General features: G+C 55.6%; 25 protein-coding genes and 1 other annotated feature. Of the genes, 1 reads left to right on the forward strand and 24 read right to left on the reverse strand.

The genetic code is table 11. From position 1 onward, the window contains the following. Nucleotides 1-116 precede the first annotated feature (116 nt). From AC0YNU_RS10575 to lspA, 14 genes are all read right to left on the reverse strand, one after another. Nucleotides 117-962, reverse strand: coding sequence for an ABC transporter permease (locus tag AC0YNU_RS10575; RefSeq protein ID WP_475755967.1), 846 nt, complete (start codon nt 960-962; stop codon nt 117-119). Beyond that, nucleotides 946-1785: an ABC transporter permease gene (locus tag AC0YNU_RS10580; RefSeq protein WP_475755969.1), complete on the reverse strand. Its 840-nt coding sequence runs from the start codon at nt 1783-1785 to the stop codon at nt 946-948. The genes AC0YNU_RS10575 and AC0YNU_RS10580 overlap by 17 nt, the downstream gene beginning before the upstream one ends. A 4-nt stretch (nt 1786-1789) precedes the next feature. After that, a complete protein-coding gene (locus AC0YNU_RS10585) occupies nt 1790-2779 on the reverse strand; it encodes an ABC transporter ATP-binding protein (protein ID WP_475755971.1) in 990 nt (329 codons plus the stop codon). Between the two features lie 520 nt (nt 2780-3299). After that, a complete protein-coding gene (locus tag AC0YNU_RS10590; RefSeq protein ID WP_475755973.1) occupies nt 3300-3554 on the reverse strand; it encodes a hypothetical protein in 255 nt (84 codons plus the stop codon). A gap of 182 nt (nt 3555-3736) precedes the next feature. Beyond that, a complete protein-coding gene (gene pyrE, locus AC0YNU_RS10595) occupies nt 3737-4384 on the reverse strand; it encodes an orotate phosphoribosyltransferase (RefSeq protein WP_475755975.1) in 648 nt (215 codons plus the stop codon). Continuing rightward, nucleotides 4385-5080 (reverse strand): orotidine-5'-phosphate decarboxylase, encoded by a 696-nt coding sequence (pyrF, locus tag AC0YNU_RS10600; protein ID WP_475756266.1) that lies wholly within the window; start codon nt 5078-5080, stop codon nt 4385-4387. Between the two features lie 178 nt (nt 5081-5258). Then, nucleotides 5259-8477, reverse strand: a complete 3219-nt coding sequence (gene carB, locus AC0YNU_RS10605; RefSeq protein ID WP_475755977.1) for a carbamoyl-phosphate synthase large subunit — start codon at nt 8475-8477, stop codon at nt 5259-5261. After that, on the reverse strand, nt 8464-9609 hold the full coding sequence (locus AC0YNU_RS10610) for a carbamoyl phosphate synthase small subunit (RefSeq protein WP_475755980.1): 1146 nt from the start codon (nt 9607-9609) through the stop codon (nt 8464-8466). The genes carB and AC0YNU_RS10610 overlap by 14 nt, the downstream gene beginning before the upstream one ends. 35 nt (nt 9610-9644) lie before the next feature. Continuing rightward, nucleotides 9645-10934, reverse strand: coding sequence for a dihydroorotase (locus tag AC0YNU_RS10615; RefSeq protein ID WP_475755982.1), 1290 nt, complete (start codon nt 10932-10934; stop codon nt 9645-9647). Between the two features lie 24 nt (nt 10935-10958). Further along, the gene (locus tag AC0YNU_RS10620; protein ID WP_475755984.1) at nt 10959-11861 is read right to left on the reverse strand and encodes an aspartate carbamoyltransferase catalytic subunit; all 903 of its coding nucleotides are present in this window, start codon (nt 11859-11861) and stop codon (nt 10959-10961) included. Between the two features lie 15 nt (nt 11862-11876). Beyond that, on the reverse strand, nt 11877-12407 hold the full coding sequence (pyrR, locus tag AC0YNU_RS10625) for a bifunctional pyr operon transcriptional regulator/uracil phosphoribosyltransferase PyrR (RefSeq protein ID WP_475755986.1): 531 nt from the start codon (nt 12405-12407) through the stop codon (nt 11877-11879). 277 nt (nt 12408-12684) lie between these two features. After that, nucleotides 12685-13920: an LL-diaminopimelate aminotransferase gene (locus AC0YNU_RS10630; RefSeq protein WP_475755988.1), complete on the reverse strand. Its 1236-nt coding sequence runs from the start codon at nt 13918-13920 to the stop codon at nt 12685-12687. A gap of 355 nt (nt 13921-14275) precedes the next feature. Further along, on the reverse strand, nt 14276-15283 hold the full coding sequence (locus AC0YNU_RS10635; RefSeq protein ID WP_475755990.1) for an RluA family pseudouridine synthase: 1008 nt from the start codon (nt 15281-15283) through the stop codon (nt 14276-14278). Continuing rightward, nucleotides 15237-15899, reverse strand: coding sequence for a signal peptidase II (gene lspA / locus AC0YNU_RS10640; RefSeq protein ID WP_475755992.1), 663 nt, complete (start codon nt 15897-15899; stop codon nt 15237-15239). The genes AC0YNU_RS10635 and lspA overlap by 47 nt, the downstream gene beginning before the upstream one ends. A gap of 39 nt (nt 15900-15938) precedes the next feature. Between lspA and AC0YNU_RS10645 the strand changes: the two genes are divergently transcribed. Next, nucleotides 15939-16655: a TraR/DksA C4-type zinc finger protein gene (locus AC0YNU_RS10645; protein ID WP_475755994.1), complete on the forward strand. Its 717-nt coding sequence runs from the start codon at nt 15939-15941 to the stop codon at nt 16653-16655. A 5-nt stretch (nt 16656-16660) separates the two neighbouring features. Here AC0YNU_RS10645 and AC0YNU_RS10650 read toward each other — a convergent pair whose 3' ends face one another. The 10 genes from AC0YNU_RS10650 to sigG all read right to left on the reverse strand — a co-directional run bounded on the left by AC0YNU_RS10650 (nt 16661) and on the right by sigG (nt 25711). Further along, complete coding sequence (locus tag AC0YNU_RS10650) at nt 16661-16966, reverse strand: DUF5665 domain-containing protein (RefSeq protein WP_475756268.1); 306 nt, start codon at nt 16964-16966, stop codon at nt 16661-16663. A gap of 150 nt (nt 16967-17116) precedes the next feature. Further along, a complete protein-coding gene (ileS, locus tag AC0YNU_RS10655; protein WP_475755996.1) occupies nt 17117-20212 on the reverse strand; it encodes an isoleucine--tRNA ligase in 3096 nt (1031 codons plus the stop codon). A gap of 49 nt (nt 20213-20261) precedes the next feature. Then, nucleotides 20262-20561, reverse strand: a binding site (T-box leader). Between the two features lie 67 nt (nt 20562-20628). Continuing rightward, nucleotides 20629-21126, reverse strand: coding sequence for a DivIVA domain-containing protein (locus AC0YNU_RS10660; protein ID WP_475755998.1), 498 nt, complete (start codon nt 21124-21126; stop codon nt 20629-20631). 93 nt (nt 21127-21219) lie between these two features. Further along, complete coding sequence (locus tag AC0YNU_RS10665; protein ID WP_475756000.1) at nt 21220-22002, reverse strand: YlmH family RNA-binding protein; 783 nt, start codon at nt 22000-22002, stop codon at nt 21220-21222. Next, entirely contained in the window at nt 21999-22241 is a 243-nt protein-coding gene (locus AC0YNU_RS10670) for a YggT family protein (RefSeq protein WP_475756002.1), read from the reverse strand. Before AC0YNU_RS10670 ends, AC0YNU_RS10665 begins: the two co-directional genes overlap by 4 nt. A gap of 28 nt (nt 22242-22269) precedes the next feature. Beyond that, a complete protein-coding gene (locus tag AC0YNU_RS10675) occupies nt 22270-22719 on the reverse strand; it encodes a cell division protein SepF (protein WP_475756004.1) in 450 nt (149 codons plus the stop codon). A gap of 61 nt (nt 22720-22780) precedes the next feature. Beyond that, nucleotides 22781-23503 (reverse strand): YggS family pyridoxal phosphate-dependent enzyme, encoded by a 723-nt coding sequence (locus tag AC0YNU_RS10680; protein ID WP_475756006.1) that lies wholly within the window; start codon nt 23501-23503, stop codon nt 22781-22783. After that, nucleotides 23500-24354, reverse strand: a complete 855-nt coding sequence (gene pgeF, locus AC0YNU_RS10685; RefSeq protein WP_475756008.1) for a peptidoglycan editing factor PgeF — start codon at nt 24352-24354, stop codon at nt 23500-23502. The genes AC0YNU_RS10680 and pgeF overlap by 4 nt, the downstream gene beginning before the upstream one ends. Nucleotides 24355-24451: 97 nt before the next feature. Beyond that, entirely contained in the window at nt 24452-24727 is a 276-nt protein-coding gene (locus AC0YNU_RS10690) for a YlmC/YmxH family sporulation protein (RefSeq protein ID WP_475756010.1), read from the reverse strand. Nucleotides 24728-24928: 201 nt separating this feature from the next. Further along, nucleotides 24929-25711, reverse strand: a complete 783-nt coding sequence (sigG, locus tag AC0YNU_RS10695; RefSeq protein ID WP_090573745.1) for an RNA polymerase sporulation sigma factor SigG — start codon at nt 25709-25711, stop codon at nt 24929-24931. Nucleotides 25712-25736: the final 25 nt, after the last annotated feature.

The following is a 25736-nucleotide window of genomic DNA, read 5'->3' on the forward strand; positions in this document are numbered from 1 at the left end:
AGTCAAAAAGAAGACTTTAACAGAAATTAATACGCCGAGAAGCTCCCGCCTCCGCGGTTCTGCGAACGCACGAAAAACAGGAGCTTCTCAGCGAAATATTGTCCGATTAGATTGGGCTACCCTCTGAGGGTTATGGCATTGCCGGAAGCGTAGCGCTTTAAGCCTAGCTTGAATACAAGCACCGCAGCCAAGCCGAAGACTATCGTCGCAGCAGCCGCCTTCCACGCGAAATCATAATCGAAGCCCCGTAATAGACCGATCGGGATGTAGCTGATCATGCCGGCCGGAATGAGCGTAAACAGCAGCGTTTTGGCCAGTCCTTTGAAAATATCGGAGGGGTACGAGGACAGCGCGACGAAACTATTGAACATTTGCTGCGCGAGGCCGTCCGCATTGCCGATGAAGAAAGCCAGGCAGCCCGCAAGCGTGATAACGCCGATGAACAGCGTGCCGCTGATGAGCAGGCCAAGCACGAACAGCAGCAGACCCGCGGGCGAATGATTGCCCACCAACGCATACACGACAAGGCCGAACACGAAGTCCCCCACCGCCGTCAACGACATGCGGCTTGCCAAGACATGAAGCAGCACCGGCTTCGGCTGCGACAGATACACGTCCAATTGCCCGCTCGATACGATTGGAGCGATCCGGTTGAAATTGCCGAACAGCATATTGGCCCAGCCGAAGCCTCCGGCACTGACGGCCCACAGCATCATGACATCTTGAAGCTCCCAGCCGTTGACGACCTGGAACCGACCGAAGAACAAGCTCCAGAAGAACAGCCAGATGAAATTGTTAATAAACATCATACCGGCCATCAGCAAGAAGCTCATCCGGTACTCCATGGCAGAAGCCAGATTCACTTTCCAGCAGGTCAGCAGAAACGACAGCGTTCCCGCTCGTCGGCCTATCCAGCTCGAAGCACGCTCCGATACATCCCACTCCTTAGCCCCCGTTGACATGCAGCCTCGACACTCCCCTCTTATACATCCACATGACGAGCGCGCCTAGCACCACGATCCAAACGGCTTGAATCGCGAACTGTTGCATGATCGGCGCAGCATCGAAGTTAACCGCCGTCCGTGCGGGAAAATACAGCATGGCTTGAAACGGCAGCCAGGCGCATACCCGCTGCAGCGGCTCCGGCATGAGATCAAGCGGAAGCAGCATGCCGCCAACGGTGAACTGCAGCTTATGGAGCACGAACTCCATGCCCCGCGTTTCCTCCACCCAGAATGCGCACAAGGCGACGATCATGTTCAGCATAAAAGCGACCGTAATCGCGCCGAAAGCCAGCGAGAACAATCCGGCCCAGCCCATTCCGAACGTTGGCGGACCGACGCATAGCCAAGCGATGGCGCTCCCGACGATCAAATGCACGAAGAACCGAAAGACGGCCTCCGACAAGTAGGCAGCATAATGGTAACCGACATAGGAGAGCGGCCGGATGAGCCGCACCGCGATGTCTCCGCTCTTGACCTCGTTCTCGATAAGTCCGCAAAGCGCGGGTACCCCCATCGTGATGGCCTCCGTAAACACGAGGTACCAAATGATCTGCTTTAACGTATATCCGTTGATGACGCGCGTATGATCGCCGTCGTAAGCGGCTGACCATAGCTGCACGAACACATATAGGATCATGAGCAGGAAGCTCGAGCGCATGATGAAATCGGTTTTGTATGCCAACTGCTGGCGAATCGTAATGCGAGCGACGGCACCCGCTTTGCTGCCCCCTGCCGCCAAAGGAGCATAGCGGTATCCGAACAGTCGCTTGGATGTCCTCATCGCGCTAGCCTCCCGTCCCGTAAATATGCGTAATGATTTCCTCCATGGGCGGATCTTCGACGGTAACGTCTTCCAGGCGAAAGGTGCCGATGACCGCGCTGAGCACCGTTTCTATTTCGGTGACGGCCAGGTCAACCGCGAGCTTGAGCCGCCGCCCTTCGCTTGCGATGACCTCCGTGCCGTCGAGAGGCGGAAGCATCGAAGCATCATATCCGGCCGCCAGCGTCAACGAAATGAGCTTGCGATTCAATACCTCCCGCTTCAGCCGGTCAACGGGCGCATCCAGCAATATGCCGCCATGGTGAATAACGACCGCCCGCGCGCACAGTTCCTCCATGTCGCCCGCATCATGCGAGGTGAGGAAGACGGTCGTCCCTTCTTCCCGGTTCAATTCGCGAATCAGCTCGCGGATGCGCTGCTTGACGACGACGTCGAGGCCGATCGTCGGCTCGTCGAGAAACAGGAGCTGCGGACGGTGCAGGAAGGAAACGGCAATCTCGCAGCGCATCCGTTCGCCAAGCGACAGCTTGCGGACCGGCGTATGCAAGTACGGTCCCAACTCGAAGCGCTCGATCAAATCATCGCGCCGCGCATGGTAATCGCTTCGTTTCAGCTCGTAAATGCGGCTGATGAGATCGAACGTATCGATCGGCGGCAAATGATACCATAGCTGCGATTTCTGCCCGAACACCGCCCCGATGCGGAACGCGAGCTTCTCACGCTCCCGCCACGGCGTGCAGCCAAGCACCCGCGCCTCGCCCGAAGACGGATGCAGAATGCCGGTCAGCATCTTGATCGTCGTCGATTTTCCGGCACCGTTTGGCCCGAGGAACGCGACCATCTCCCCCCGCTGCACCGTCAAGTCGATGCTGCGCACCGCTACCTTCTCTTCCCACCGCGGCTTCAGCAGCGAGCGGAAGCTGCCGGCTAAGCCGGCGTCCTTTCGTTTGACCGTAAATACCTTGCGCAATGCCTGCGTCTGAAGTGCGATCACTCTCTCTGCCCCCTTCGGTTCTCTCGGCGCTTCGGCATGGTAAAGCAAAAAAGACCTTCAAGCAAGCGCCGCCCAGTCGCCCTGGGTGGAACTTGCCGAAGGTCTTTTATCCCTACGGTGTAGCAGGCTATCGCCCTGCCCGGCTTCGCTCGGTTCGCCTCAAAGCGGATCCCTAGAAACCCTTCCATTTAATGTAACATATTACCATCGGCCCCACGGGCTGGCAAGAGGTTTTTTTCTCCCCCTGTCCCCCAAGGTTTGCTGTACTCGGCTGTGTTATGGTCCGTGAAAAATGACCGGAGGTCTGTGTGGGAGCGCAGCAACGTCAGTTTAAGCTTTCGAAGCCGGTGAATGCTGCATTCCCTGTCTAACGACAGTGAACGCAAACCAATCACCTCAAGCGTTCGCCTTTGTAGTCTGATTTCTACCGATAATCAATGATCAATTCGAAGAAATCAGAACTACAACAGCGAGCGGAGCCCTACACAGCCCGCAGGTCATTTTTCCCCTCCGGACCAACTTAAGCCGTGTACAGCAAATCCTCCATCATCGTGATGAGACGCGTCCGCATTTGCTGCAGCCGCGCGGCAAGGCGCTCTACCCGGCCGCTGCTGTCCTGTCGTAAATCTATCGTATCGAAAGCTTGGCGCATGCGGCTGTAAGCTTCGTCCATCTGCAAAATCTCGTCGCTTTTCTCCAAGTTCCGGTCGTAAATTCGTACCCGGTAAAGCAAGTCTTCCGTGGATTCCATCAATTGTTTATACATGTGGTTCATATTCGCTTCCTCGCATTCTATTAAATGTTTTAGACTGTCCATTCATATGAAGTAAGTTAGCTTAATATAACCGCAATTTAAGATAAACGAAACAGCAGATGGCTGGAAAACGCGAAACAGGACCCCGCAAGCGCTGCGAAGTCCTGTTTTTTTTTCGTATTTAATCGGCTATAAACTGCGGCTTATACGCCGAAAGCCTGCGGATTTTCACGCCATGCTTGCAGCAGGGCGATATCGCTGTTCTGCACGATGCCGTTCTCGGCCGCCACTTCGATCAGCGCGGAATAATTCGACAGCGTCGCCAGCGGAATGCCTTCTTTGGCAAACGCCTCGAGCGCATTCGCGAATTGGTACGTGAAGATCGCCACGACGCCTTGCACTTCGCACCCAGCCTCGCGAACCGCGACCGCCGCTTTCAGCGAGCTGCCGCCGGTGGAAATCAAATCTTCGATTAGCACGACTTTTTGGCCTGCTTCGAAGTGGCCTTCGATCTGGTTCGTTTTGCCATGGCCTTTGGCCTTGTCGCGCACGTATAGCATCGGCAGGTTAAGCTTGGACGCTACCCATGCCGCATGCGGGATGCCGCCCGTCGCAATGCCGGCTACCGCTTGGCAGTCCGGATATTGCGAGCGGATGATAGCCGCGAAGCCTTCCGCGATCAATTCGCGGATGGCCGGATACGACATCGTCAGCCGATTGTCGCAATAGATAGGCGATTTCATGCCGGACGTCCAAGTGAACGGATCATTCGGGCGAAGAGCGACCGCATTGATCTCCAGCAGTCCTTTCGCAATCTCTCTAGGCAATTGTTCTAGTGTGGATGTCGTCATCTATACCAGCTCCTCGATAATGGATTCCAATGCTTGTCTTGGATTCGCCGCAGCCGTAATCGGGCGGCCGATTACCATATAGTCCGTCCCTTGCTCCAGGGCTTGACGCGGCGTCATGATGCGCGATTGATCCCCGATGTCCGCGCCTGCCGGGCGAATGCCCGGGGTGATGGTCCGGAAGGACGCTCCGCAGGCCGCTTTAATAAGCTGCACTTCCTGTGGTGAAGCGACAACGCCGCCCAAACCGGCTTCATGCGCGAGCTTGGCGTAGCGAACGACTGCATCTGCGACAGAGCCGCCGATGCCGATCTCGTCGTTCAGTACAGCCTGGCTCGTGCTGGTCAGCTGCGTAACGGCAATCACGAGCGGGCGATTCAGGCTCGAATCGCCTTGGAGCGCCTCTTCGACGCCCTCGAGCGCGGCGCTCATCATCGATGAACCTCCGGCAGCATGGACATTGAACACGTCGACGCCAAGCTTCGTGATGCTGTTTGCGCCTCCCTTGACCGTATTCGGGATGTCGTGCATTTTCAGGTCCAGGAACACCTTGTAGCCGCGCGCCTTCAAGCCGGCAACGAAGCTAGGTCCAGCCGCGTAGAACAGCTGCATGCCGACCTTCATGAAACATGGAATTCCCTCGAGGCTGTTCACCAGCGCTTCCGCCGAAGCGGCATCCGGATAATCGAGCGCGACCATCACGCGGCCCGCTGCTTCTTCTCTGCTTAGCTTCAACCGTTACGCCTCCTTTGATTCTCTAATCAATGCATAGCGAAAGCCTGCTTGGGGGCAGGCTTTCGCGGCGGCCGGAATACGGCCAACTAGTAGCGATTCATTCGGTTGTGATGATTGCATACCAAGTTATCTATATTCTGGCTTATTTCTTAGCAAGTACCGGCATCGGACGCGAGGAGAAGTTGATCGTCTCCAGCATGTTCAGCAAGGCGCGTACGGTATCGAGCGACGTCATGCAGACGACGCCGTTCTCGACCGCTTCGCGGCGGATACGGAAACCATCGCGTTCAGGCGTCTTGCCTTTCGTCAGCGTATTGACGACGAAGTGCGCTTGACCGTCACGGATGAGATCCAGGATGTTCGGCGAGCCTTCGCTCAGCTTGTTCACCGTCTTCACGCGCAGGCCTGCTTCTTCCAAAGCCGTTGCCGTGCCGCCCGTCGCGATGATGTTATAGCCCAGCTCGTAGAAGCCGCGCAAAATCTCGATTGCTTCCGGTTTGTCCTTGTCGGCCACCGTCGCGATAATGGAACCCGTTGGCGGGATGCGCATGCCCGCGCCCACCAAGCCTTTATAGAGAGCTTTCGCGTAATGCTGATCGCGGCCCATGACCTCGCCCGTCGATTTCATTTCCGGCGTCAGCGTCGGGTCAACGCGGCGCAGCTTGGCGAAGGAGAAGACCGGTACTTTGACCGAAACGTACTCGTCTTCCGGCCACAGGCCTTCGCTGTAACCGAGATCCGCCAGCTTGTTGCCGAGAATCGCCTGCGTCGCCAGGTTCGCCATCGGAATGTTCGTCACTTTGCTGAGGAACGGAACCGTACGCGAGGAGCGCGGGTTAACCTCGATGACGTACACTTCGTCCTGGAAGATGACGAATTGGATGTTGACCAAACCGATTACGTTCAGGCCGCGTGCGATTTTGATCGTGATGTCGACCATCTTCTGCTGCAGTTCCTGCGAGATCGATTGCGGCGGGTACACCGCGATGGAGTCGCCGGAGTGAACGCCTGCGCGCTCGACATGCTCCATGATGCCCGGGATCAGCACGGTGTCGCCGTCGCAAATCGCGTCGACTTCCGCTTCTTTGCCCAGCATATAACGGTCGATCAGAACCGGATGCTCCGGATTGATTTTCACCGCTTGCACCATGTAGGTCAGCAGCTCTTCATCGGAGTAGACGATTTCCATGGCACGGCCGCCGAGGACGTACGATGGACGTACCAGCACCGGATAACCGAGGCCTTGAGCAACAGCGACCGCTTGGTCAACGGAAGTAACCGTCGAGCCTTCAGGTTGCGGAACGTTCAGCTCGCGAAGCAGCGCTTCGAATTTCTTGCGGTCCTCCGCCGCGTCGATGCTCTCCAAGCTGGAGCCGAGGATGCGAACGCCGGCTTTCGTCAGCGGCGCCGCAAGGTTGATCGCCGTTTGGCCGCCGAACTGCACGATAACGCCGATCGGCTTCTCTTGCTCGATCACGTTCATGACGTCCTCGAAGAAGAGCGGCTCGAAGTACAAGCGGTCGGATGTACTGAAATCCGTCGAGACGGTTTCCGGGTTGTTATTGATGATGACCGCTTCGTAGCCGGCCTTCTGAATGGCCCACACCGCGTGTACCGTGGAGTAGTCGAATTCGATGCCTTGGCCGATCCGGATCGGACCCGAGCCTAGCACGAGCACCTTCTGCTTGTCGGTTTCCGTAACTTCGTTCTCGACCTCGTAGGTGGAGTAGTAGTACGGCGTCGTCGCTTCGAATTCCGCCGCGCAGGTATCAACCATTTTGTAAACCGGCTTGAGACCATGTTCCAAACGGTAAGCACGGATGTCGTACTCGTTCGTATGCGTCGCGTGTCCGCCCTCGCGGCGGATTTCGGCGATGGAACGATCCGAGAAGCCTTTGCGCTTCGCTTGGTACAGCTGTTCTTTCGTCAAAATGGTTGCCGCGCGAAGCTGAGCTTCGAACGCCACGATGCCTTCCAGCTTGTCAAGGAACCACCAGTCGATGTTGGTCAGGTCTTGAATCTCCTGCTGCTTATAACCGCGGCGGAAAGCTTCCGCGACCAAGAACATACGCTCATCGTCCGGCTTTTGCAGGCGAAGCTGCAGGACCTCGTCCGTCAGTTCTCCCGCGTCCTTCAAATGAATGCGATGGGTGCCGATTTCGAGCGAGCGAACCGCTTTGTGGATGGATTCCTCGAACGTGCGTCCGATTGCCATGACTTCGCCGGTCGCTTTCATTTGCGTGCCAAGCTTGCGGTTGGCGGAAATGAATTTATCGAACGGCCAGCGCGGGATTTTGGACACGATGTAATCCAGCGTCGGCTCGAAGCAGGCGTAGGTTTGGCCCGTTACCGGGTTGACGATTTCGTCCAGCGTGTAGCCGATCGCGATCTTGGCTGCCATCTTGGCAATCGGATAGCCGGTTGCCTTGGAAGCGAGCGCCGAAGAGCGGCTTACGCGCGGGTTAACTTCGATGACGTAATATTGGAAGCTGAACGGATCCAGTGCGAACTGTACGTTACAGCCGCCTTCGATGTTCAGCGCGCGAATGATTTTCAGCGATGCCGAGCGGAGCATTTGATACTCGCGGTCGGACAGCGTTTGGCTTGGCGCTACGACGATGGAATCGCCGGTATGTACGCCGACGGGATCGAAGTTCTCCATGTTGCACACGACGATACAGTTATCGTTCGCATCGCGCATAACTTCGTATTCGACTTCCTTCATGCCCGCGATCGATTTCTCGATGAGGCATTGGCTGATCGGGCTGTAACGGATACCGGATGCGACCGTTTCACGCAGCTCGATTTCGTCTCCGCAGATACCGCCGCCGGTTCCGCCAAGCGTGTAAGCCGGGCGCACGATGATGGGGTAGCCGATTTCATTGGCGAAATCAACCGCTTCTTCGACCGTCGTCACGATGACGCTCTCCGGTACGGGCTGCTCCAGCTCGCGCATCAGGTCACGGAATAGATCGCGGTCTTCCGCTTTCTCGATCGCTGTCAGCTGCGTCCCGAGCAATTGTACCTTTTCGCGTTCCAGTACGCCTGCGCGCGCCAGTTCGACTGCCATGTTCAGGCCCGTTTGTCCGCCGAGCGTCGGCAGCAAGCCATCCGGGCGTTCTTGACGGATGATCTGGGTGACGAACTCCAGCGTGATCGGCTCGATGTATACTTTGTCCGCCATGTTCGTGTCGGTCATGATCGTTGCAGGGTTGCTGTTGATCAGGACAACCTCATAGCCTTCTTCTTTCAATGCTTGGCAAGCTTGCGTGCCGGCGTAGTCAAATTCAGCCGCCTGTCCGATAACGATTGGACCGGAACCGATAACGAGGATTTTTTTGAGTTTATTATTTCTGGGCATATTGCAGTTCTCCTCTCAATGAAGCGGCCAATTGCGCTTGACGCGGTTTCTGCGGGTTGTTTCGTTTCGTCGTGCGAATCATGTCCAGGAATTGATCGAACAAGTAGCTGTTATCCAGCGGTCCAGGCGCCGCTTCGGGATGGTATTGCACGGAGAATGCCGGGAATTCCGCATGCTTCAAGCCTTCGATCGTCCGGTCGTTGTTGTTGATATGCGTCACTTCCAGCTTCGTGCCCGCGATCGTATCTTCCAGAACCGTGTAACCATGGTTCTGCGAAGTGATGTAGCAGCGGTTCGTCGCCAGATCTTTAACGGGATGGTTGCCGCCGCGGTGGCCGAATTTCAGCTTCGCCGTATCCGCGCCGCAAGCAAGTGCGAACAATTGGTGGCCGAGGCAGATTCCGAAGATCGGATACTCGCCAAGCAGCTCTTGAATCATTTTCACGGCATGCGGGACGTCTTTCGGGTCGCCAGGGCCGTTGGACAGCTGGATGCCGTCCGGGTTCAAGCGGCGGATTTGCTCGGCCGTCGTGTCGTGAGGAACGACGACGACATCGCAGCCGCGCTTCGTCAGCTCGCGCAGAATGCCGCTCTTCGCGCCGTAATCCACGAGTACGATACGTTCGCGTTCGCCGGGGCTCGTGAAGATGCTTTTCGTCGACGTGCGCGCTACTTGATCGCGCATCAGCGGCGTAACGGACAGGCGCTCCTGCAGTTCTTCCACGCGTTCGTTGCCCGTCGTCAGGATGCCTTTCATCGTGCCGTGATGGCGGAGGATACGGGTCAGCATCCGGGTATCGATCTCGCTGATGCCGATAATGCCGTGTTCTTTCAGCAGGCCGTCGATCGAATACTGCGCTCTCCAGTTGCTCGGAATCGGTTCGTGGCGGCGTACGACGAAGCCGTGAATGAATGGGGCAACCGTCTCGAAATCGTCGCGCGTGATGCCGTAGTTGCCGATGAGCGGGTAGGTCATCGTCACGATTTGTCCGCAGTAGGACGGATCCGAAAGCACCTCTTGGTAGCCTGTAATGCCTGTATTAAATACGACCTCGCCGCTGGACTGTCCTTCGGCGCCAAAGCCAAGGCCCGTAAACAGCGTGCCGTCTTCCAATAACAATCTTGCTTGCATCCGTATCACTCCTGTTATCAAGTTGCGTGCTTCTCTTATTGTTCCGACCAAACGAGGCTGCCGTTAACGATTGTCGCCGTCGGCCAGCCGAAGAGCTTCCAGCCGCCGAAAGGCGTATTCTTTCCTTTGGAAACGAACGTTGCCGGCTTGACTTCGCGTTCATGCTCCAGATCCACGATGGTCAGATCCGCAGGGGCGCCGACATTCAGCACGCCGCTCGCGAGACCGAACACGCGGGCCGGGTCTGACGTCATCCGCTTCAGCAGGAAGCCGAGCGTCCATTTGCCCGTACGGACGAATCGGGTGTAAAGCAGCGGGAAGGCCGTCTCAAACCCGGTGATGCCGAACGGAGCGAGCAGCATGCCTTTCGCTTTCTCTTCCGCGCTGTGCGGCGCGTGGTCGGTGACAATGATGTCGAGCGTTCCGTCTTCCAAGCCTTCAATGACCGCTTGTACGTCGCGCGGCGTGCGAAGCGGCGGATTCATTTTCCAGTTCGCGTCCATGCCCGGAATATCTTCATCCGACAAAATCAGGTGATGCGGGCAAACCTCGGCGGTTACCTTGATGCCGAACTGCTTCGCATGCCGGATCAGACGAACCGACTGCTCCGTGCTCACGTGACAGACATGGTAGTGCACGCCTGTTGCTTCTGCCAGCAGGATATCCCGGCCGACGTGGATCGCTTCGGATTCGTTCGGGATGCCCTTGAGGCCATTCGCCGCGGCGAATTTGCCTTCGGTTACCGCCGCGCCGACGACGAGCGAATCATCCTCGCAGTGCGCGATGACCGGCATATCCATGGAAGCCGCCAGCTTCATGGCATCCTTCATCATCTGGGCGTTCTGCACGCCTACGCCGTCATCCGTGAAGCCGACCGCGCCCGCTTCCTTCAGGGCTGCAAAATCCGTCAGCTCGCGTCCCAGCTCGTTCTTCGTAATAGCCGCATACGGCAGCACGTTGACGATTCCCGCGCTTGCCGCTTTATCAAGAATGTAGCGGACGGTTTCCGCCGTATCCGTGACGGGGCGCGTGTTCGGCATGCAGGCGATCGTCGTGAAGCCCCCTGCGGCAGCCGAGCGCGTACCGCTCGAAATGTCTTCCTTATATTCGAAACCCGGCTCGCGCAGATGCACATGCATGTCGATGAAGCCTGCGGAGACCAGCTTGCCATTCGCGTCGATCGTATCGTGCCCGTTCGTATCCGGTTGTCCAGCGGCTGCATCCTCGATTTGCGCGATGACGCCCTCCGCGACGCGGATATGCTTCAATTCCGTTTCACCCGTCGTTTCATTCCATACCAAGCCGTTTAAAATCCAAGTTGCCATTGTTCATGTTCTCCTTTCGACCCGTTAGGTCAGTGCCCGTTCGATCACGGCCATCCGGATCGGTACGCCGTTTTGCATTTGCGGGAAGATGCGCGACTGCCCATGCTCCACCAGCTCATCGTCGATCTCTACGCCCCGGTTGATCGGTGCCGGATGCATGATGATAGCATGCGGCGCGATGCGTGAAGCTCGTTCGACCGTCAAACCGTACTGCTCGCGATAAGTCTCGGGGGTTCCCATCATCCCCGATTCGTGACGTTCCAGCTGCACGCGTAGCATCATGATGACGTCTGCCTTGAGCGCTTCTTCCATCGAGACCAGCGGCGCGTTCAGCTCCGGAGCCGTCATGTTGCCCGGCGCGCAGAATTGAACCTTGGCGCCGAATTTCTGCAGCGCGTATAGATTCGAGCGTGCGACGCGGCTATGTTGGATGTCCCCGATGATCGAGACCGTCAACCCCCGAAGCTCTCCGAACTGCTTGCGCATCGTGTACAGATCGAGCAGTCCCTGTGTCGGGTGCTCGTTATTGCCGTCGCCCGCGTTGATCAGCGGTACGTTGATCTTCGTCGCCAGCTCGGCTAGAACGCCGTTCGGCTTGAGCCGAATGATCCCTGCGTCGATGCCCATCGACTCCAGCGTCCGGACCGTATCGTAGATCGATTCGCCTTTCTGCACGCTGGATACGGCGGCCGAGAAGTTCAACACTTCGGCGCCAAGCCGCTTCTCCGCGACTTCGAAGGAGAACCGTGTTCTTGTACTATTCTCGAAAAACATGTTTGCAATAAACTTACCTTGCAAAATCGGCTCGATTTTATTCGGGTTCGCTTCCCAATGCGCCGCCCGGATCAAGATCGACTCGATCTCTTCCTTGCTTAGTTCCTTCAGCCCCAGCAGGCTTCGCTGCTTGACCATTGTCGCCATAGTCATGATGTAGTTTCCCCCTTAATGGATAATCGTCACTTGATCGTTCTCGTCGACTTCCTGCAGAGAAACTTCGATTTGCTCTTGCTTCGAGGTGGGTACGTTCTTCCCGACGTAATCCGGCCGGATAGGCAGCTCTCTGTGCCCTCTGTCGACCAGAACCGCCAGTTGGATACTTTGCGGCCGTCCGAGATCCATCAAGGCATCCATGGCCGCACGGATCGTCCTTCCCGTGTACAGCACATCGTCGAACAGAATGACTCGCTTGTTTTTCACGTTGAGCGAGGACCCGGCCGAAGGCGCGCCTCCGCTGCCCGTTTCCCTGTCGTCGCGATACTGCGTAATGTCGAGCTCCTGCACTTCGACCGGCAGTCCTTCGATCTCGCGGATCTGTTCGGCGATGCGCTCGGCGAGGTAAATCCCGCGGGTGCGGATACCGACGATGACGCAGTTGTCGATGCCCTTGTTCTTCTCGACGATTTCGTGGGCGATCCGCGTCAGTGCGCGTCGGATCGCGGTATCGTCCATGATGACGCGATGCTGTTCATCCATCCGTTTCAAGCGCCTCCTTGCATGAATGCGAAGTTCATTTGCCACAAAAAAAACTCCTTGCAGGTTGCGCAAGGAGTTTCGTCGTTTTGGAAAGCTCGGCCTTCGAGGTTGGACAAATCCCACTTGCGCCAAGCTGCGCCAGTGGCAGGGCTGTCCCCTGTTCGGTCGATAAAACGATTCACGTTACCTTGCCAGCCTCTCTGGACTGAGTTAAAGGTACTGCTGTTTATCAAAAGAATTATGTCACATTCGACAAATGATGTCAATGCTCTTTTGACTACAGGCTCAATTTCGTGATGCGTTCTACCGCTTTTTCCGTATTTTCCCGGCTGCCGAACGCCGTTAGGCGGAAGTAGCCTTGGCCGGCTTGACCGAAGCCGACGCCCGGTGTTCCGACAATATTCGCTTCCGACAACAGTTTGTCGAAGAATGCCCAGGAATCAAAACCGTTTGGCGTCTTCAGCCAAATATAAGGCGCGTTCACGCCGCCGAATATGTCCAAGCCGAGCGATGCAAGACCGTCGCGGATAATGCCCGCATTCGTCATGTAGTAATCGATGATGGCATTGATCTGTGCTTTGCCTTCCGGCGTATAGATCGCTGCTGCACCGCGCTGCGTTACGTAAGAGACACCATTGAATTTCGTCGTATGGCGGCGGTTCCACAGATCGTTCACAAGTACGACGTTGCCGTCCGCGTCCTTCGCTTTCAATTCGCGGGGAACGACCGTGTAGGCGCAGCGAACGCCCGTGAAGCCGGCTGTCTTCGAGAAGCTGCGGAATTCGATGGCGACTTCTTTCGCGCCTTCGATTTCATAGATGGAGCGCGGTACGTCCGCTTCCTGGATGAACGCCTCGTATGCGGAATCGTACAGGATGATGCAGTTGTTCGCTTTCGCGAAGTCGACCCAAACCTTCAATTCCGCTTTGGTCAGCGTCATGCCCGTCGGGTTGTTCGGGTAGCAGAGGTAGATCAGATCGACCTTGCGCTCCGGAAGGCTTGGCGTGAAGTTATTCGACGCGTCGCACTTCAGGTATACGATGTTCTCGTACTGATTCGTTTCTTTATTGAAATTGCCGGAACGGCCAGCCATAACGTTCGTGTCCACATAGACGGGGTATACCGGATCTTGAACGGCAACGACCGCGTCCTGGCTGAAAATTTCTTGAATGTTGCCGATATCGCATTTGGAACCGTCGCTGACGAATACTTCGTTCGTCGCGATGTCGATGCCGCGCGCTTTGTAATCGTTGTTGATGATTTCATTGATCAGGAAGTCGTATCCTTGCTCCGGGCCGTAGCCGCGGAACGTCGTTGGATTCGTGAGCTCGTCAACGGCCTCGTGCATCGCTTTCGTGATGGCGTCCGGTAATCCTCGCGTTACATCACCGATACCAAGACTGATGATTTGAGCATTTGGGTTGTCTTGAATGAATTTCGTACGGCGCTTTGCGATTTCGGAGAAGAGGTAACTTCCCTGCAGCTGCGTATAATGATGGTTAATTTGCGTCATTTCGCGTAATCTCACCCTTCGATTCGGAGTTTATCGTATGGTACCATCATAGCGCACCGCAGGGAGCCGCCATATAAAGAATTTGGTGAAAAGTTTGCACTATTCCGTATCTGGACATGGATAGAAAAGTCATGGCCTCCGGTCAAAATGGGTTTCCAATCGCTGTTGTAGTTATGATTTCCTGATTATCTAAGTGACCATATGTAGAAATCAGACTACAAAGGCGACCGCTAGAGGCGATTGGTTTGCTTTCACCGACAGAGTCGGGGAATGCAGCATTCGCCAGCTTCGTGAGCATATGCTAACGCTTTTCCAACTCCATTTAGACTCTCCGGCCACTACCTACACTACTTGCTTACCGCTGCCGCAGTACCATCAGCTCATGCTCCATATCCGCCGGAATCGGCGCTTGGAACTCCATATACTCGCCGCTGCGGGGATGCACGAAGCCCAGCACTGCCGCATGCAGCGCTTGTCCCTTAAGTCCGATCGTTTTGTTACGGCCATAGATGGGATCTCCGGCGAGCGGATGGTCGATATACTTCATATGGACGCGGATTTGATGCGTCCGGCCGGTTTCCAGCTGCAGTTCCAGCAGCGTATAATCGCCGAATCGCTCGACCACTTGGAAGTGAGTGACCGCTTCCTTGCTGCCTTTGTGAATGACCGTATATTGCTTCCGTTCCTTCGGGTCCCGCCCGATCGGCGCGTCTACGGTTCCGTTCTCATGCGGCATGTTGCCGTGCACGAGCGCCATATATTTGCGCGTGACCGTGTGGGCCTTCAACTGGGCAGCGAGCGACGCATGCGCCAAGTCGTTCTTCGCGGCCATGATCAGACCCGACGTATCCTTGTCGATACGGTGTACGATGCCCGGGCGAAGAACGCCGTTAATGCCGGAGAGATCGGTGCAGTGATGCATCAGCGCATTCACGATCGTTCCCGAATAATGTCCCGGTGCGGGATGAACGACCATGCCGCGCGGCTTGTTAACGACGATCACGTCGCTGTCTTCGTACACGATATCGAGCGGAATCGCCTGAGGCTCGATATGGGCTTCTTCCGGTTCCGGCACAATAACCGTGACCACGTCGGCCACGGTTAGCTTGTAATTCGATTTGACCTCGCGGCCGTTCACGAGAACGGCGCCGTTCTTGATCCAATCCTGTACTTGCGTACGGGAAACGCTGCTAGCATGCTCCGCAGACTGCTCATGCAAGCCGTCCGCGCCGTCTTCCATGCATTCGGTGACGTATTTGTCCAGCCTTTCGCCGACATGCTCGTCCTCCACCGCAAAGACGATGGGTTCCATATCCTCACTGGATAATCTGATGTCCTTCGGATCCATTTCGTTCTTGTCCATTTGAATTTGAATCTCCGTTCTCGTTTTTGGATGTCAACAGCGCATCCAGCAAAATCATGCCGACGCCGACGCAAATGCCGGAGTCCGCCAAATTGAATACCGGGAATACATAGCTGCCAAATGTAAATTGCAGAAAATCAACGACTTGCCCATACAGTAAACGATCGATAAAGTTGCCCACCGCGCCGCCAAGCACAAGGCCGAGCCCAGACAGCAGCAGCACTTTACCGGAATTGCGGTTTTTCACCAGATACCAGACGATTCCGGCGACGACGAGCAGCGTGATGATCAGGAACAACGTTCGTTTCTCCTGCAAAATGCTGAATGCCGCACCTTTGTTTCGTATGGAGGTAATGATAAAGAAATCGCCAAGCACACGCTTCGTCTCAAAAATCGCCAAGCTATGTTCGACCCACTTTTTACTCACAAAGTCGATTACAAGCACGAAAACAGCCAGCCAATAATAATAAAATTTCACGGCATATGCCCCCTTATCCCCCACATTGTAGCATATCTCATCGACATTCGACCAGCGCAATTCCGCTTCTTCCTGCCAGTGCATCCATGATTGTCCGCCGCTAAAATCCGCCTCGGATGCAAAAGCTAACGGCAGCATGAATGACAATCCGCTCCCATGAAAGAAGGTTACTCACCGATGACGAATCTGACGAATGCACAGCTTCGCAATCTCCGCAGCCAGCTGATCGTGGAAAAGGCGGCGGCCGAGCAGCGTCTTGCGAGCAGCGAGCATTATGGGCTCGATGCCTCGCTGCGAGATCAATCCGGCGATTTGTCCGCTTACGACAACCATCCCGCCGACGCGGCAACCGAAACGTACGAACGCGGCAAGGATATCGCGCTTCACGAGCAGGAAGAGCTTCATCTGAACCGGATCAACGCGGCGCTTGCCGCCATGGAAGACGGAACTTACGGCACCTGCCGCGCATGCGGCGAGCCGATTCCGTCAGCCAGGCTTCAGGCGCTTCCGGACGCCCTCTATTGCGTAGCGCATTCGCCGCGACAGGAGGTGTCTGACCACAGACCCATCGAGGAAGCATTCTTGCAACCGCCTTTCGGCCGCACCAGCCTGGACGAGAACGAGGACGGATACACCGGCTTCGATGGCGAGGATGCCTGGCAAATCGTCGAAAGCTGGGGGAATTCCGACTCGCCGGCGATGTCCGAGAATCGGGAAGTCACCTCCTACGATGAGGTCGGCATTGAAGCGGACGAAGCCGATGGGTACGTGGAGTCGTTCGAGAGCTTCGTGGCAACCGATATCACGGGAAGTCATCGTTATATCGTGCGCAATCAAGCTTACGACGACTATCTCGAGCATGATGAAGGGGACCACCTGTTAGAACGGGATTAAGGGACTTAATAGGTTTTTCCTTCCAGCTGATGTTGTACGATCCTGACGATATCCGCAATGTAATCACCGATTATAGGTAAATTGAGCGCGCCAAGAAGCTGAAGCGCATAGAGAATGGTGGATGCGAATATCGTAAACCCGATCGCGATTCCAATTCCGCGCGACAATCCGCCAAGTATGTTCCGCCATATCAACGAGAATGGCCGATTGAGCAGCTGCACGTAGTCCGCGATTTGGGTCCGCTCCATCTGAGCTGTCAGCTTCTCCAATCTCTTCTCCAGCGCAACAAGCGTTGTATGAACGCTGTCCATGTCTTCGTGTTCTTCTGTCTTCATAGCTATCCAGTCCTTTATTTGCTTGGCTTTCCAAACGAAACGAAGCCCATGCAGCGTCCGGTCAAGCGGCAAAAGCCGTTTGACCGATCCGCCATGGGCGCTCGTTCGTTTGCTGCTATGAAATTACTATGCCCCCGAAATTGCGATTCCAATCTCGCGGTCTCCGAGCGATACGCGTTCCATGCTATCTGCGCTGCCGTAAGCTACGCTGCTCAGCAGCACGTTCTCGAACAGCACGTCCTTGAATGCTTCGAGTGCCGCAAGCAGCTCCGCATCGACGTCCAAGAAGAGCTGAACGCGCTGCTCGATCGGCAGATCCAGCTTCTTGCGCGTATCCTGTACGGCACGGATCACTTCGCGAACCAGGCCTTCCTGCTCCAGCTCCGGCGTAATATCCGTATTGATCGCAACCGTCAGTTGGTAGCCCGATGCGGATGCAAAGCCGGACTTCGCTTGTTTCTCCACGAGCAGCTCATCCATAACGATTACGAAGCTTTCGCCTTCCAGCGAGGTGTAGGACAGCTCGCCCGCCTTCATGATGTCGCTCGTCTCATCCGGAAGCAGCGACTTCAAGTAGGCTTGGATCGGACCCACATGTTTGCCGTATTTCTTGCCCGCGATCTTCAGGTTCAGCTTGAACGCGAAGTCGACGAAGCCACTGTCCCCGCTTGCGATCGTGATCGTTTTGACATTGATCTCGTCCTTGATGATGTCCTCGTACAGGGACAAGTCGAACTCGTTGTCCAGAGCGACGATCAGCTCCGCAAGCGGCTGGCGCGTCTTGATGCCCGTCTCGTTGCGAACGTTGCGCGCGAGCTCGACGATTTGTCTCGCTGTCTCCATGTCCCGCTCCAGCTTCTCATCGATCGCCGACTCGTCGGCTTTCGGATAGTCGGCTAGATGCACGCTTCCGCCTCCGCCAAGATTGCCGTACACATCTTCGGCCAGCATCGGTGCGAACGGCGCGATAAGACGAGACAATGTCAGCAATACCGAACGAAGCGTACCATAAGCGTCGAGCTTGTCGTCTGTCAGACCGCTTCCCCAGAACCGGTCGCGGGAACGGCGGATGTACCAATTGCTCAGTTCATCCACGAAGCTCTCGATTGCTTTGGCAGCGTTCAAGAAGTCATAGACGGCCAAGCTTTTGTTGACGTTCACCGTAAGGCTGTTCAATCGCGATACGATCCAGCGGTCAAGCTTGCCCGTGGATACGCGAGCAGGTTGCGCAGCCGGGTCATAGCCGTCGATGGAGGCATACAGCGCGAAGAACGCATGCGTATTCACGATCGTGTCGATCACTTTAGACTTCGCTTCGCCTACGATGCCGCGCGAGAAACGCTTGCTGTTCCAAGGCGCACTGTCCGCGAGAAGCGCCCAGCGGAATGCATCCGTACCGTACTCGTCGATGATTTCCCACGGGTCGATGACATTGCCTTTGGACTTGGACATCTTCTGTCCGTTCTCATCCAAAATATGGCCCGTCGAGATGACGGCTTTATACGGAGCCTTGCCGTTGTAGAGCGTCGATACAGCCAGCAAACTGAAGAACCAGCCGCGAGTCTGGTCGATCCCTTCGCAAATGATATCCGCAGGATATTGCTCGGCAAACGTCTGCTGCTTCTCGAACGGCTGATGGTACTGCGCGAAAGGCATGGAGCCGCTGTCGAACCATACGTCGATAACCTCGGAGGTGCGCGTCATCACGCCGCCTTCGCAATGCGGGCAGTGAAGCTTCACGTCATCCACATAGGGCTTGTGCAGTTCGATGTTTTCCGAGATCGGCGTGATCGAGCGCGCGGCAAGATCCGCCCGGCTGCCCGGCGCGTGCTGCCCGCCGCACTTGTCGCAGATCCATACGTTGAGCGGCGTGCCCCAATAGCGATTACGGCTGATGTTCCAATCGATGAGGTCCTCCAGGAACTTGCCGAAGCGGCCTTCGCGGAGATGGCCCGGGTACCAATCAACCTCGTTGTTATTCGCGATCAGCTGCTCTTTGACGGCGGTCGTCTCGATGAACCAGCTGTCCGTCGCATAGTAGATCAACGGGGTCTTGCATCGCCAGCAGAATGGATAGCTGTGCTCATAGCGTTCCTTCGAGAAGAGCAAGCCGCGTTCGCTGAGCATTTTCACGATATCCACGTCGCATTCCTTGACGAAACGACCTGCAAGATCCGTTACCGCATCGAGATAACGGCCGGCATTGTCGACCACGTTCAGGAAGCTGACGTTGTTCTGACGAGCAACCTTATAGTCGTCGTCCCCGTGCGCCGGCGCGATATGAACGATACCCGTACCGCTCGTGTCGCTGACGAAATCGCCCGGGATGATGAAGTGACCGTTCTCCACTGGGACGTAACGGAACGGCGGCTCGTATTTCAGGTTCAGCAGCTCCGAGCCTTTAAGCGTGGACTGGATCTCGAAGTCACCTTTCATTACGCTCTCGACCAGCGCTTCGGCAACGATGTAAACTTCGCCATCCTTTAGCACGCGCGCGTACGTCAGGTTCGGATTGACGGCCAATGCGACGTTCGCAGGAAGCGTCCAAGGCGTCGTCGTCCAAGCGAGCACGTATTCATTGCTGTCTTGCAGCTTGAATTTCACCGTTGCGCTGAGATCCTTGACGTCCTCGTAGCCCTGCGCAACCTCGTGGGAGCTGAGCGTCGTTTGGCAGCTCGGGCAATACGGGCTGACCCGGTGACCGCGGTACAGCAAACCTTTGCCGTGGATCGTGGACAGGATGTTCCACACGCTCTCGATATAGTCGTTGTTCAACGTAATGTACGGATCATCCATGTTCGTCCAATAGCCGATCGCTTCCGTCAGCTCGCGCCATTGACGCTCGTATTCGAAGACGCTGTTCTTGCATTTCGTTATAAACGCTTCAACGCCGTAATTCTCGATCTCCTGCTTGCCGGAGATCCCCAGCTGCTTCTCCACGCCCAGTTCGACAGGAAGACCGTGCGTATCCCATCCGGCTTTACGAACGACGCGATAGCCGTCCATCGTTTTGTAGCGGCCAATAAAATCCTTGATTACCCGTCCGAGCACATGCCCGATATGCGGCTTGCCGTTCGCCGTCGGCGGTCCCTCGTAGAAGACGAAGTTCGGCTTGCCCTCTCTGCTATCGATGGATTGCTGGAACGTATTCTCCTCTTTCCATTTGCCCAATACCCGCAGATCCCGGCTTCTTGCCTTTTCCTTGACATCAATGCGCTGCATGACCTCTACCCCTTTCATGTCCTGAAAAATAAAAAAAGCCCCGCCCCTATAAAGGGACGAGACTTGGCTCGCGATACCACCCTTGTTCCAATCCACCGCTAAAGTGCTCCTTGATCATCAAGGGAAACACAACGCCGCGTCTTGGCACCTTCGTCACGGATGCTTGCTTGTCATCCGAGTTCCGCGTAACGGGGGAAATCCGGCGCTGCTTACTGCTTGCGAAGCTTCGCAAGGTTCTGCATCGCATCTCAGAGAGGATATTCCGCAATCGTCCGAACGCCGGCTTTCAGCAAATACCGGCTCTCTGGGGAACATTCGAGTGCGTACTCGTTCTCGTCAACGAAATGATCGTATACATGGATTATTACCATTTATACGTCATTCCAACACTTTTGTCAAACGAAAACCAATGAAAATTAAGAGCCGCGGACGTTCTCGCTAGCAAGCGAAGGCGAAGCCTCCAGCGAATCCCAGCCCTCCAGGCTAAGGAGCTCCAGCTGTGCCTCCACGAGCGTCCGGAAACGCGCACGGTAGATCGCAGCCTGCTTCTTCAGCTCTTCGACCTCCAGCGAGACTTTACGGGATTTGTTCAGCGAATCGTTGATGATCCGGTCCGCGTTCTTCTCGGCTTCCTTCACGATCAACTGCGCTTCTTTCTTCGCATTGCTGCGAACCTCATCCGCCGCTTCCTGCGCGACGATAATCGTCTTGCTGAGCGTCTCTTCGATATTCGAGAAGTGGTTCAATCTCTCTTGCAGAGCCAATGCCTGATTCTGAATCTCTTTGTTCTCGCGAATCAGCGCCTCATAATCTTTGATGACCTGGTCGAGAAACTCATTGACTTCATCCTCATCGTACCCGCGAAGACGTCTGCCAAATTCCTTGTTATGTATGTCCAATGGCGTAAGCGGCATTGGCGCACCTCCTGAATGTTTACGAGTGTCAAGGGCTGATTACCCGATTATACATTCTTGATTCGACAGATGGAGTCATATTCCTGCAAAGTCCTAGATAATTTTGCCGATTTTGACCCGTATTCTTCCTTTTTTCGTAATGCCTTCGACCCCTAGTACCTTGAAGCGGCCTAGCCCCTGCATGGAGACAACGTCGCCTTCCTTCAGCGATGCAGAGGGATCTTCTTCGACCTTCCAATTCACGCGGCATCTGCCGGCGCGGATCGGGTCCACGATTTTGGAGCGGCTGATACGGTGCACGTCGCTGGCAATCCCGTCCAGACGCAAAGAAGCCACCGACAAATTCATCTCTTCCATGGCCGATGCAGCGGTACGCAGCTGCTCCAGAGGAAGAATGTCCGTCAGGACATGAACGCGGTGGACTTGGCGCAAATGGATGTTAATGTAGTCGGCGATTTCCGCAGCAACGAGGCAATGGCAGCGATCATCGTGGATGTGCAGATCACCGACTCGATCCCGCTTGATACCCAGCCCCAGCAGCGCCCCCAGGTAATCCCCGTGATCCAGCTGCAAATGACCCTGCGTACCGCCGGTCACTTCGATTAACGCGATGTTCGCCGGCTCGTCATCAAGCACCCGGTAATCCGGAGCCAGAATGGCTCTCATCCGTTCCGCGCCCTCGTAACCTCCGAACAGCCGCACTTGGACATCCGGATTGCGATTCGCGAGGGATACGACGATCTCGATTTGTCTCGGATCCAGAAAATCCGTCAGCTTCATCTCGTGCGCAAAAGCGGCGCGGTCAACCCACTCCGACGCGCGGTCCACGAAAGGCCGCTCGTCAGGATGAAAGTGCACGTAGAGTTCGTTCTTCATAGGAACATTTCTATGACGGCGATCAGACCGTAAGCCACGAACCTCAGGGCGAACAGGGCTACGATCGGAGAAATGTCGATGACGCCGCCGATGGAAGGTATGAATCGGCGAAACGGAGCCAAATACGGCTCGACAAGCTTCGAAAGCCAAGTTCCGATAAAGCTGTCGCGCAGACCGGGCAGCCATGAAAGCAGCACGTATGCGATAATCATATACTGGTAAATCTGGGATAAATTCATTATTAAATTTGCTACATCCAACTCAAGGTCACCTCATTTTTTTGTAGTCTTGCTCTTCTGTCAGCATTTCCGTAATCGCGCCTTGAATTTCGACCGTATCCGGCGTGCAAAGAAAAATATTGGGACCCAGCTTCGAAATGCCCCCGTTCAGCGCATAAATCGTTCCGCTCAGGAAATCGACGATCCGCACAGCCTGGTCCGAGCGCACGCGCTGCAAATTGACGACGACCGAACGGCGCGAGCGCAGATGATCCGCGATGTCCTGCGCTTCTTCATAGGAGCGCGGCTCGTTCAGGATGACGCGAACGTTCTTCTGCGAATGAATGCTGACGATATTATTCCCCTTCGAAGAAGGTTTACGTGCTTCGAACTGAGAAGTTTCAACTTCTTGATCGTCATGCGAAGAATCGATGCGTTCGCGCTCGACGATTTCCTCTTCTTCCTGAAGTCCGAGAAAACTCATGAACTTGTTGATCATGACTTTCGCCTTCTTTCGTATAAAATGACCTTCCTCCCGAACATGGCGATTATCGCAAGAGCTAGCTCTTCCCTACCAGAACGGTTCCAAGCCTGAGCCAAGTGGCTCCTTCCTCGACGGCGATTTCGAAATCCCCCGACATGCCCATCGACAGCTCCGTTACGGGCTCCGTCAATACGGCCTTGCCGTTAAGCTCGTCGCGCAATTCTCGCAAGCCGCGGAATACGGGGCGCGACTGCTCGCCCTCGGCGTCGATCGGCGCCATCGTCATCAAGCCGACAGGCTTGATATGACGGAAAGCGGAGAGCTCCTTCACGAACGGAAGAAGTCCTTCCGGCTCGAGCCCGTGTTTGCTTTCTTCTCCGGATACGTTCACTTGCAGGAAACAAGGAACGACAATACCGAGCTGCTCGGCTCTGCGTTCGATCGCCTGCGCAAGCGATAACCGGTCAAGCGAATGAATATATGTAAATTTCCCTATGACGTCCTTCACCTTGTTCGTCTGAAGCGATCCGATAAAATGCCAGACGGCTTGTCCTGCCGGGGCGTGCTCGCGGCTCGCGTCCCACTCGCTCCCGGTAATCGCGTTCCATTTGCTGCCCGCGTCCTGCCAGCGGTTCTCGCCTAAATTCGTCAAGCCGTGCTCCAAAACGGACTTCGTCTGATCCACGCCGACGTATTTCGTCACGGCGATGAGACCGATGTCCGACCGGTCCCGGCCGCTTCTGGCACAAGCCTCCGCAAGACGCCGTTCAACTGCTTCCATGCGCTGTACTAAAGTCACGCTTTCGATTCTCCTTCACTCATGCCGATCCAGCTGACCATCCTGCCTGTCGCCCCGCCCTCCATCCGATGGGAGAAAAACAAATCCGTAGCGCAGCCGGTACACCACTCTGAACATTCGATACGACTCGGCAAAATTCCTGCTTTTATCATAATCTGTCGGTTCAATTCTTTCAAGTTTATCCTGGCTTTGCCTTCCAGGGTCGGGACGATGATCTCGTCCTGCCGAAGATTCATTTGCCCGATGAGGGGTATTACCCGATCCAGCACGACTTCATTCACTTCGTAGCAGCATAATCCGATCGAAGGACCTATGGCCGCTTGGATGTCCGCCGGTTCGGAGCCGTAGCTGGCCGCCATGGCCTCGGTCGTTTTGCGGGCGATTTCGAGCACCGTCCCTTTCCAGCCCGCATGCGCGAGCGCGATGACGCCTTTCTTCGGATCGAAGAAATAAAGCGGCACGCAATCCGCATAGAACGATGTCAGCAGCACGTTCCGTTCGTTCGTCATCATCGCATCGGCGTCGCCGACGACGGTATTTCGGCTTTCCCTTCCTTTGCCGCGGTCTTCAGGCGTGACGGCAAGCACTTGATCGCCATGCACCTGCTCCGCGCAAGTCCATGCTTCGAACGGCCAACCGAGCGCCTCGGCAATCATTCGGCGGTTGAGGGTCACATCCTCGTCCGCATCTCCCACATGCAAGCCGCAGTTAAGCGATGCCCACGGAGACGAGCTTACGCCGCCATGTCTGCCGGTGAATCCGGCCGTCAGTCCGCGGTAACGCTCCACCCATGGGGACAATAAAAAAAGCGAAGGCTTCTTCGCTGCGAGTTCCTGTTTAAATGATTCCATATTCGGGTTCACCTCTGCCACCTAGTGTACCATGAGGCCCGGCTTCATGCGAGCTCGTCAGCATCCGATCGAAGCAGGGCCATACATTCGAGTTGCCTTAACGAACGCCGACGTCGTCCTCTTCCACCCGGTACACCTTCGCGTCGTCGATGCGGACAAGCACGACGTCCGTGCCGATCTTGACGATATTGCGCCAAGGAATTACGACATCCGTGCCGCTGCCGAACATGCCGAAGAAACGGGAATAGCTCGGCACGACGATGGAGTCGATCCGTCCTTGCCGCAAATCGAGCTCGAGGTCGCTCACTTGCCCGAGCTTGCGGCCATCCACGATATTAATGACATCCTTCGTTTGAAAATCGGATATTTTCATCTTACCGTTCACCACGCTTCCGGGAGGACTGATTCCAAACAGACCTATATGAACAGTATATGTGCCTATTGGGCAAAATGTCCTGCTTGGCATGAATTATCGCGTTGCCTATCCTCGTGAACGACCATGAAATGAAAAAAAACGGCGCTAGGCGCCGTTAGGGTTGATTGCAATCGTTCATAGCCGCGGTCAGGCGGCCTTTCAGGTCTTGACATGTTTCTGCATTTGCTGGATGGCCGATTTCTCAAGCCGAGATACCTGCGCCTGCGAAATGCCGATCTCGTCGGCGACTTCCATTTGCGTCTTGCCTTCGAAGAAACGCATGGAGAGGATCATTTTCTCGCGTTCGTTTAACTTGTGCATCGCTTCGCGGAGCGCGATTTCCTCGATCCAGGAGACGTCCTTATTCTTATCATCGCTGATTTGGTCCATCACGTAGATGGGGTCGCCGCCGTCATGATAGATCGGCTCGAACAAGGATACCGGATCTTGAATGGCATCAAGCGCGAAGACGACATCCTCCTTCGGAACGTTCAGCGCTTCGGAAATTTCGAAAATCGTCGGCTCTCGCGAATTTTTGTTCGTGAGGCTGTCCCTTACCTGGAGCGCCTTGTAGGCGATATCCCGCAGACTGCGCGAGACGCGGATCGGGTTGTTATCCCGGAGGTAGCGGCGAATCTCGCCGATAATCATCGGAACCGCATAGGTTGAAAACTTCACATTCTGGCTGAGATCGAAATTGTCGATTGCTTTCATGAGGCCGATGCAGCCGACTTGGAAGAGATCGTCGACGAATTCCCCGCGGTTGTTGAACCGTTGAATCACGCTAAGCACAAGCCTCAAGTTGCCATTGACTAATTTCTCTCTTGCTGCCCATTCATTTTGCGTTTGCAATGCCGTGAAGAGCTCGCGCATCTCGGCATTCGTAAGGACAGGCAGTTTAGCGGTATCCACTCCACAGATCTCGACTTTATTTCGGGTCAACGTGATTACCTCCCAAGGAGAAACA

The organism is Paenibacillus sp. J31P316, assembly GCF_056269105.1.